This is a genomic window from Citrobacter sp. Ce104 (genome assembly GCF_030334595.1).
Taxonomy (GTDB): domain Bacteria; phylum Pseudomonadota; class Gammaproteobacteria; order Enterobacterales; family Enterobacteriaceae; genus Citrobacter; species Citrobacter europaeus.
On the sequence record NZ_JAOWDP010000052.1, the window covers coordinates 23,682 to 32,850 of the forward strand.

The following is a 9,169-nucleotide window of genomic DNA, read 5'->3' on the forward strand; positions in this document are numbered from 1 at the left end:
TGATCGAGAGTTACTCGTCTTCCAGCTCGATGTTGATACCCAGCGAACGAATCTCTTTCAACAGTACGTTGAAGGATTCTGGCATGCCTGGTTCCATCTGATGGTTGCCGTCCACGATGTTTTTATACATCTTAGTACGACCGTTCACGTCATCAGACTTAACGGTGAGCATTTCCTGCAGGGTGTATGCCGCGCCGTATGCTTCAAGCGCCCATACTTCCATCTCCCCGAAGCGCTGACCACCGAACTGCGCCTTACCACCCAGCGGCTGCTGAGTAACCAGGCTGTAAGAACCGGTAGAACGCGCATGCATCTTGTCATCAACCAGGTGGTTCAGTTTCAGCATGTACATGTAGCCAACGGTAACCTGGCGCTCGAACTGCTCACCGGTACGACCGTCGAACAGTGTGATCTGACCGGAAGTCGGCAGGCCACCCAACTGTAACAGTTCCTTGATTTCAGACTCTTTCGCACCGTCGAATACCGGCGTTGCGATCGGCATACCTTTTTTCAGGTTTTCAGCCAGACGCAGAACTTCTTCATCGCTGAAGGTATTCAGGTCAACTTTCTGACGAACATCTGAACCCAGATCGTAAGCACGCTGGATGAATTCGCGCAGTTTCGCGACTTCTTGCTGCTGTTTCAGCATGGCGTTGATCTTATCGCCGATACCTTTCGCAGCCATACCCAGGTGGGTTTCAAGGATCTGACCGATGTTCATACGCGATGGTACGCCCAGCGGGTTCAGAACGATATCTACCGGCGTACCGTTAGCATCGTGTGGCATATCTTCGATCGGGTTGATCTTAGAGATTACACCCTTGTTACCGTGACGACCTGCCATCTTATCACCAGGCTGGATCCGACGTTTAACCGCCAGATAAACCTTAACAATCTTCAGCACGCCCGGTGCCAGATCGTCGCCCTGAGTGATTTTACGGCGTTTCGCTTCGAGTTTTTTCTCGAACTCGTGTTTCAGTTCGTCGTACTGTTCAGCCAGTTGTTCCAGCTGATTCTGTTTCTCTTCGTCGGTCAGGCCGAGTTCTAACCAGCGGTCACGCGGCAGTTTGTCGAGCTTCTCAGCTTCAACACCACCGGAAACCAGCACAGCGTAGATACGGCTGAACAGGCCAGCTTCGAGGATCTGCAGTTCTTCAGACAGGTCTTTTTTCGCCTGCTTCAGCTGCATCTCTTCGATTTCCAGCGCACGTTTGTCTTTTTCTACGCCATCGCGAGTAAAGACCTGAACGTCGATAATCGTACCGGAAACACCGTTTGGCACGCGCAGAGAAGAGTCTTTAACGTCAGACGCTTTCTCACCGAAGATCGCACGCAGCAGCTTCTCTTCTGGCGTCAGCTGGGTTTCACCTTTCGGCGTTACCTTACCAACCAGAATGTCGCCACCGGTCACTTCCGCACCGATATAAACGATACCGGATTCATCCAGTTTGGAGAGCGCAGCTTCACCCACGTTCGGGATGTCAGCGGTGATCTCTTCTGGCCCCAGCTTGGTGTCACGGGACACACATGCCAGTTCCTGAATGTGGATGGTGGTGAAACGGTCTTCCTGGACAACACGCTCGGATACGAGGATGGAGTCTTCGAAGTTGTAACCATTCCATGGCATGAATGCCACGCGCATGTTCTGACCCAGCGCCAGTTCACCGAGGTCGGTGGACGGACCGTCAGCCAGCACATCACCACGTTCAACCGGCTCGCCCAGAGATACGCAAGGCATCTGGTTGATACAGGTGTTCTGGTTAGAACGGGTGTATTTGGTCAGGTTATAAATGTCGATACCTGCTTCGCCCGGGTACATCTCGTCTTCGTTAACTTTGATAACGATACGGGAAGCATCCACGTACTGAACAGTACCGCCACGTTTAGCAACTGCAGTAACACCGGAGTCAACGGCAACAGCACGTTCCATACCGGTACCAACCAGCGGCTTATCAGCACGCAGAGTCGGAACCGCCTGACGTTGCATGTTCGCACCCATCAATGCACGGTTGGCGTCATCGTGTTCCAGGAACGGGATCAGGGACGCACCGACGGATACCACCTGCTGGGTGGATACGTCCATGTAGTCAACCTGGTCGCGGCTGAACAAGCTGGATTCGCCTTTGCTACGGCAGGTAACCAAATCTTCTACAAAGTGGCCTTCGTCATCCAGGTTGGAGTTCGCCTGAGCGATAACGTAGTTGCCTTCTTCGATAGCAGACAGGTAATGAATTTCGTCAGTTACAACACCGTCGGTCACTTTACGGTACGGAGTCTCGAGGAAGCCGTATTCGTTAGTCTGGGCGTACACGGACAGGGAGTTGATCAGACCGATGTTCGGACCTTCAGGCGTTTCGATTGGACATACGCGACCGTAGTGAGTCGGGTGTACGTCTCGAACTTCGAAGCCTGCGCGCTCACGGGTCAGACCGCCCGGGCCGAGTGCAGAGATACGACGTTTGTGCGTAATCTCAGACAGCGGGTTGTTCTGGTCCATAAACTGAGACAGCTGGCTGGAACCAAAGAACTCTTTCACTGCTGCAGAAATCGGCTTGGCGTTGATCATATCCTGAGGCATCAGGGTATCCAGATCGCCCAGAGACAGACGCTCTTTCACCGCACGCTCAACACGTACCAGGCCAACGCGGAACTGGTTTTCCGCCATTTCGCCTACGGAACGGATACGACGGTTGCCGAGGTGGTCGATATCATCGACTTCGCCCTTACCGTTACGGATATCGATGAGCTTCTTCATCACTTCGATGATGTCGTCTTTGCTCAGGATACCGGAACCTTCGATTTCGTCGCGCAGCAGAGAACGGTTGAACTTCATACGACCAACCGCAGACAGGTCATAGCGGTCTTCGGAGAAGAACAGGTTCTCGAACAGGCTTTCAGCAGCTTCACGAGTCGGCGGCTCACCAGGGCGCATCATGCGGTAGATTTCTACCAGCGCGCTCAGACGATCGTTGGTTGGGTCGACGCGTACAGTTTCTGAAATGTACGGACCGTGGTCCAGATCGTTAGTGAACAACGTTTCGATACGCTTGTGACCAGACTGGCTCAGCTTAGCCAGCAGATCCAGGCTCAGCTCCATGTTAGCTGCGCAGATCAGCTCGCCGGTAGATTCGTCAACGTAGTCTTTAGCCGCAACTTTGCCAGCAATGTATTCAACCGGAACTTCGATATGTTTGATATCGTCTTTTTCCAGTTGGCGAATGTGGCGCGCAGTGATGCGACGGCCTTTTTCGACGTAGACTTTGCCGTTAGCTTCAATGTCAAAGGAGGCGGTTTCACCACGCAGGCGTTCCGGCACCAGTTCCATCTGCAGCTTGTTGTCACGAATTTCGAAAACAACTTTCTCAAAGAACAGGTCAAGGATCTGCTCAGTGGTGTAGTTCAGCGCACGCAGAATAATGGTCGCAGGCAGTTTGCGGCGACGGTCAATACGTACGAACAGGTTGTCCTTCGGATCGAATTCGAAGTCCAGCCAGGAACCACGGTAAGGAATGATGCGCGCGTTATACAGCACTTTACCCGAAGAGTGGGTTTTACCTTTGTCGGAGTCAAAGAAGACGCCAGGACTACGGTGCAGCTGAGAAACGATAACACGCTCAGTACCGTTGATAACAAAGGTACCGTTGTCGGTCATGAGCGGAATTTCGCCCATGTAGACTTCTTGTTCTTTAATGTCTTTTACGGTGCCTTCCGGCGCTTCGCGCTCGTAGATCACCAGACGCAGTTTTACGCGCAGCGGTGCGGAATAGGTCACGCCACGGATCTGACATTCCTGAACGTCAAACACCGGTTCGCCAAGACGGTAGCTGACGTATTGCAGCTCGGAATTACCGCTGTAGCTCTGAATCGGGAAAACGGAACGGAAAGCTGCTTCCAGACCATACTGCCCTTCAGGATCTTGCTCGATGAACTTCTGAAACGAGTCAAGCTGGATAGAAAGGAGATAAGGTATGTCCAACACTTGTGGACGTTTACCAAAATCCTTACGAATACGTTTTTTCTCGGTATAGGAGTAAACCATTAGGGTTCCTCAGCTCGCTGACAAGTCGACCCATCTGTCCGACGAAGGGACAGTTTGTGCAACACTATTTTGTTGACCGGAAAATCGAATACTTTCCGCAATGCCTGTTGCTATCACGCTTAAACCATTTCATTGCGATTTACACAGAACTGACGCTCTGTCGCAGTATATTAAGACGTCGATAGAAACAAGCATTGAAAGGCACAGCAGTAGTCAAACAGTGTGAAATGCTACTGGCGCCTTACAGCGCAAAAAGGCTGGTGACTAAAAAGTCACCAGCCATCAGCCTAATTTCTTAGGCTGCAACCAGAAAAGTTGGCTTATTTAACTTCAACTTCAGCGCCAGCTTCTTCCAGAGATTTTTTCAGTGCTTCTGCGTCGTCTTTGCTCACGCCTTCTTTCAGCGCAGCCGGTGCAGATTCTACCAGGTCTTTAGCTTCTTTCAGACCCAGGCCAGTTGCGCCACGTACTGCTTTGATAACAGCAACTTTGTTAGCGCCAGCAGCTTTCAGAATTACGTCGAATTCAGTTTTTTCTTCAGCAGCTTCAGCCGGGCCTGCAGCTACAGCTACAGCAGCAGCAGCAGAAACACCGAATTTTTCTTCCATTGCAGAAATCAGTTCTACAACGTCCATTACGGACATAGCGGATACTGCTTCAATGATTTGATCTTTAGTGATAGACATTTAAATTGTTCCTGAAAATCAGAATAAGTTTATACGTAAGCAGATGCTTGAGAAAGATAACTGCGATTAAGCAGCTTCTTTCGCATCGCGTACAGCAGCCAGAGTACGAACCAGTTTGCCAGCCGAAGCTTCTTTCATGGTTGCCATCAGGCGTGCAATTGCTTCTTCGTAGGTCGGCAGAGTTGCCAGGCGATCGATATTCGATGCCGTAATCAACTCACCTTCAAAGGCTGCGGCTTTGACCTCAAATTTTGCATTCGCTTTCGCGAACTCTTTGAACAGACGAGCAGCAGCGCCCGGGTGTTCCATAGAGTATGCAATCAGGGTCGGACCAACAAACGTGTCTTTCAGGCACTCGAACTGAGTACCTTCAACGACGCGGCGCAGCAGGGTGTTACGAACAACACGCATGTATACGCCAGCTTCACGACCTGCTTTACGCAGTTCAGTCATTTTATCTACAGTTACGCCACGGGAATCCGCAACTACTGCAGACAGCGCGCCTTTGGCTACTTCGCTGACTTCAGCAACAATCGCTTGTTTGTCTTGAAGATTTAAAGCCATTAGCTTTGCTCCTGGATGTTTGCCGGAACTCATGTTCCGGAACTCACTTCACTCCCCCCAACGGAGAGAGCGTCTAAATACGGTGAGCAGAAACAAGCCAGAGTATCAGAAATAATCTTAGCGTTCTGTCACCGTCTACGCAGGGCATTAAGTTTCTTACGAAACACCTGCGGTCTTCGACGGAGGCCTGGATAGGCCAGGCTCCAACGAACAAATCTTGTCTATCTGTCGCTATTCAATCTGTGCCGGCGTTGACTGCCTTCGTTCACACCAGCCACATAGTTGACTATGCTCCTGGCGATTCACTCAGTGTCGCCTTGCCACAGCCTGAATATCTCGGATATACGTCTGCAATTAGCAGAAACGTGGGGGTAAGATTGTAGACAAAATCACCGCCCACGTAAAGGCGAATATTAGTTCGCCACAGTCGCAGTCAGACCGGACTGATCAACGGCAACACCAGCACCCATGGTGGTGGAGATGCTAACTTTCTTGATGTACACGCCTTTTGCCTGAGTCGGTTTTGCTTTTTTCAGCGCAACCAGCAGAGCTTCCAGGTTTTCTTTCAGTTTGTCAGCGTCAAAATCCACTTTACCGATGGTGGTGTGGATGATGCCGTTTTTGTCGTTACGGTAACGAACCTGACCAGCTTTAGCGTTCTTAACAGCTTCAGCAACGTTAGGAGTTACAGTACCAACTTTCGGGTTTGGCATCAGGCCGCGCGGACCCAGAACCTGACCCAGCTGGCCAACAACGCGCATTGCATCCGGGGAAGCAATAACAACGTCAAAGTTCATTTCGCCTTTCTTGATCTGTTCAGCCAGATCTTCCATACCTACCAGCTCAGCGCCTGCAGCTTTAGCAGCTTCAGCGTTTGCGCCCTGGGTAAATACGGCTACGCGAACGGAACGGCCAGTACCGTGCGGCAGTACAGTTGCACCACGTACGTTCTGGTCAGATTTACGAGCGTCGATGCCGAGGTTAACAGCAACGTCCACGCTTTCTACGAATTTAGCAGTGGCCAGCTCTTTCAGCAGAGCGATAGCTTCGTTGATGTCGTACTGCTTAGTAGCATCAACTTTGTCACGGATCACGGACATGCGCTTGGTCAGTTTAGCCATTTCTTAGTCCTCCACTACCAGGCCCATGGAACGTGCAGTACCTTCAATGGAGCGAGTCATCGCTTCAATGTCGGAACCAGTCATGTCGGCAGCTTTGGTCTGCGCGATTTCCTGCAGCTGAGCGCGGGAAATTTTACCCACTTTGTCTTTGTTCGGCTTGCCGGAACCAGACTTGATACCAGCCGCTTTCTTCAGCAGAACTGCTGCCGGAGGCGTTTTGGTAACGAAAGTGAAAGAACGGTCAGCGTAAACGGTGATAACAACCGGGATCGGCAGACCTTTTTCCATGGAATCAGTTTTAGCGTTGAACGCTTTGCAGAATTCCATGATGTTCACGCCTTGTTGACCCAGTGCTGGACCTACCGGCGGACTCGGGTTAGCCATACCAGCTGCAACCTGCAGCTTGACATAGGCTTGGACTTTCTTAGCCATTCTAAATTCCTCTGATTGGGTTATAGCGCCTCAAGGAGGCTCCCCGTGATTAAATTCGTTTTACGGATAGGATCCATAAAAACAAAAGGCGCGAAATTGTATTCCAATCTCGCGCCTTGTGCAACGATTAAATCGTCGCTTTTTTGATCGGCGTATTAGGCTTTTTCAACCTGAGCGAAGTCCAGTTCAACCGGAGTCGCACGACCGAAGATAGATACGGAAACTTTCAGACGAGACTTCTCGTAGTCCACTTCTTCAACCACGCCATTAAAGTCAGCGAACGGACCGTCGCTAACGCGAACCATTTCACCTGGCTCAAACATCGTTTTCGGACGCGGCTTATCGCCAACCTGCTGCAGACGGTTCATGATCGCATCAACTTCTTTGTCGCTGATCGGCGCCGGACGGTCAGAAGTACCGCCGATAAAGCCCATCACACGCGGCACGCTGCGCACCAGGTGCCAGCTTGCGTCATTCATCACCATCTGGACCAGTACATAGCCCGGGAAGAATTTACGTTCGCTCTTGCGACGCTGGCCACCACGGATTTCGACCACTTCTTCAGTCGGAACCATGACTTCGCCAAACAGCTCTTCCATATTTTGTAACTTGATATATTCGCGCAGCGACGTGGCTACGCGGCCTTCAAAACCGGAAAACGCCTGAACGACGTACCAGCGCTTTTTAGGGGCTTCAGACATCTTAGAACCTCAGGCCAGTGATAAAGGATACCAGGCGAACCAGAATACCATCCAGTCCCCACAGGATCAGTGACATTACTGCGGTAACCGCAGCCACAATTAATGTGGTGTGCAATGTTTCCTGGCGAGTTGGCCAAATGACCTTACGGACTTCGGTTCTCGCTTCACGGGCAAAAGCAACGGTCGCTTTACCTTTTGTTGTCAACAGCGCGACACCACCCGCTGCGGCAATCAGAATCACTACGGCCAGCGCACGCAGCGGCAGCATCATGTCACGATAGAGGTAGTTGCCAACGATAGCTACAAGCAGCAATACAGCGACAACAACCCACTTCATCGCTTCCAGGCCGCGCCCGCTTCCTTGAGCTTCGGTATTCGCACTCATAAACCAACCTGTCAGAAGTATTCTACAAACATTTTCACCCCGCGTAAGCGAGGCAATCCAAACCGAAATGCTCTGGTGCGTTTCGGACTAAACGCCCTCTTCAGAGCCTGTCTCAGCAATGATTATGACAAAAAAAATCACTGATGAGCCAGGTTCTGGTGTGAAAGCGTGCAAAAAGGGCATCAAATGATGCCCTTTTATTGCGCATTGCGTCAAATGTTATTCGGCAATTAGCTCATTACTTTGGCAACAACGCCCGCACCAACAGTACGGCCGCCTTCACGGATTGCGAAACGCAGACCGTCGTCCATCGCGATTGGGTGGATCAGGGTAACAACCATTTTGATGTTGTCGCCCGGCATTACCATCTCAACGCCTTCCGGCAGTTCGATGGTACCAGTCACGTCAGTAGTACGGAAGTAGAACTGCGGACGGTAGCCTTTGAAGAACGGAGTATGACGGCCGCCTTCGTCTTTGGACAGAATGTACACTTCAGATTCGAACTTGGTGTGCGGCTTGATAGAGCCCGGCTTAGCCAGTACCTGACCACGTTCGATTTCTTCACGTTTGATACCACGCAGCAGGACACCAACGTTCTCACCAGCACGGCCTTCGTCCAGCAGTTTGCGGAACATTTCAACGCCGGTACAAGTAGACTTAGCAGTGTCCTTGATACCAACGATTTCAACTTCTTCACCAACTTTGATGATACCGCGCTCTACACGACCGGTAACAACGGTACCACGACCGGAGATGGAGAATACGTCTTCGATAGGCAGCAGGAACGGCTTGTCAATCGCACGCTCTGGTTCTGGGATGTAAGAATCCAGGAAGCCAGCCAGTTCGATGATTTTCGCTTCCCACTCTGCGTCGCCTTCCAGCGCTTTCAGAGCAGAACCACGAACGATCGGCGTGTCGTCGCCCGGGAAATCGTACTGAGACAGAAGTTCACGAACTTCCATTTCTACCAGTTCCAGCAGCTCTTCGTCATCAACCATGTCGCATTTGTTCAGGAACACGATGATGTACGGAACGCCTACCTGACGACCCAGCAGGATGTGCTCACGAGTCTGCGGCATCGGGCCGTCAGTCGCAGCAACAACCAGGATCGCGCCGTCCATCTGCGCAGCACCGGTGATCATGTTTTTAACATAGTCGGCGTGGCCCGGGCAGTCTACGTGTGCGTAGTGGCGAGTCGGGGTGTCATATTCAACGTGAGAAGTGTTGATGGTGATACCACG

Annotated in this window: 8 protein-coding genes; all 8 read right to left on the reverse strand. The window is 51.4% G+C overall.

Features of this window, described 5'->3' with window-relative positions; translation table 11 throughout:
* Positions 1 to 10 precede the first annotated feature (10 nt).
* The gene (gene rpoB / locus OGW16_RS05070; RefSeq protein ID WP_003033111.1) at positions 11 to 4,039 is read right to left on the reverse strand and encodes a DNA-directed RNA polymerase subunit beta; all 4,029 of its coding nucleotides are present in this window, start codon (positions 4,037 to 4,039) and stop codon (positions 11 to 13) included.
* Between the two features lie 320 nt (positions 4,040 to 4,359).
* Complete coding sequence (gene rplL, locus OGW16_RS05075; protein ID WP_000028882.1) at positions 4,360 to 4,725, reverse strand: 50S ribosomal protein L7/L12; 366 nt, start codon at positions 4,723 to 4,725, stop codon at positions 4,360 to 4,362.
* A gap of 66 nt (positions 4,726 to 4,791) precedes the next feature.
* Positions 4,792 to 5,289 carry a 50S ribosomal protein L10 gene (gene rplJ, locus OGW16_RS05080; RefSeq protein ID WP_005132895.1) on the reverse strand — a complete coding sequence of 166 codons (498 nt, stop codon included), beginning with the start codon at positions 5,287 to 5,289 and terminating at the stop codon, positions 4,792 to 4,794.
* Positions 5,290 to 5,702: 413 nt separating this feature from the next.
* Positions 5,703 to 6,410: a 50S ribosomal protein L1 gene (rplA, locus tag OGW16_RS05085; RefSeq protein WP_016155300.1), complete on the reverse strand. Its 708-nt coding sequence runs from the start codon at positions 6,408 to 6,410 to the stop codon at positions 5,703 to 5,705.
* 3 nt (positions 6,411 to 6,413) lie between these two features.
* Positions 6,414 to 6,842 carry a 50S ribosomal protein L11 gene (gene rplK / locus OGW16_RS05090; protein WP_003033122.1) on the reverse strand — a complete coding sequence of 143 codons (429 nt, stop codon included), beginning with the start codon at positions 6,840 to 6,842 and terminating at the stop codon, positions 6,414 to 6,416.
* A 155-nt stretch (positions 6,843 to 6,997) separates the two neighbouring features.
* Positions 6,998 to 7,543, reverse strand: coding sequence for a transcription termination/antitermination protein NusG (gene nusG / locus OGW16_RS05095; RefSeq protein WP_003033125.1), 546 nt, complete (start codon positions 7,541 to 7,543; stop codon positions 6,998 to 7,000).
* A 1-nt stretch (position 7,544) separates the two neighbouring features.
* Complete coding sequence (gene secE / locus OGW16_RS05100; RefSeq protein WP_003033128.1) at positions 7,545 to 7,928, reverse strand: preprotein translocase subunit SecE; 384 nt, start codon at positions 7,926 to 7,928, stop codon at positions 7,545 to 7,547.
* Between the two features lie 230 nt (positions 7,929 to 8,158).
* Positions 8,159 to 9,169, reverse strand: a 1,011-nt coding sequence (gene tuf, locus OGW16_RS05105) for an elongation factor Tu (RefSeq protein ID WP_286502630.1), incomplete at its 5' end; no start/stop codon positions are given.

Bases quoted from the DNA above. Each gene is read 5' to 3' on its own strand.
- rplJ (WP_005132895.1), bottom strand. From the start codon at position 5,289: ATGGCTTTAAATCTTCAAGACAAACAAGCGATTGTTGCTGAAGTCAGC.
- rplL (WP_000028882.1), bottom strand. From the start codon at position 4,725: ATGTCTATCACTAAAGATCAAATCATTGAAGCAGTATCCGCTATGTCC.
- rpoB (WP_003033111.1), bottom strand. From the start codon at position 4,039: ATGGTTTACTCCTATACCGAGAAAAAACGTATTCGTAAGGATTTTGGT.
- secE (WP_003033128.1), bottom strand. From the start codon at position 7,928: ATGAGTGCGAATACCGAAGCTCAAGGAAGCGGGCGCGGCCTGGAAGCG.
- nusG (WP_003033125.1), bottom strand. From the start codon at position 7,543: ATGTCTGAAGCCCCTAAAAAGCGCTGGTACGTCGTTCAGGCGTTTTCC.
- rplA (WP_016155300.1), bottom strand. From the start codon at position 6,410: ATGGCTAAACTGACCAAGCGCATGTCCGTGATCCGTGACAAAGTTGAT.
- rplK (WP_003033122.1), bottom strand. From the start codon at position 6,842: ATGGCTAAGAAAGTCCAAGCCTATGTCAAGCTGCAGGTTGCAGCTGGT.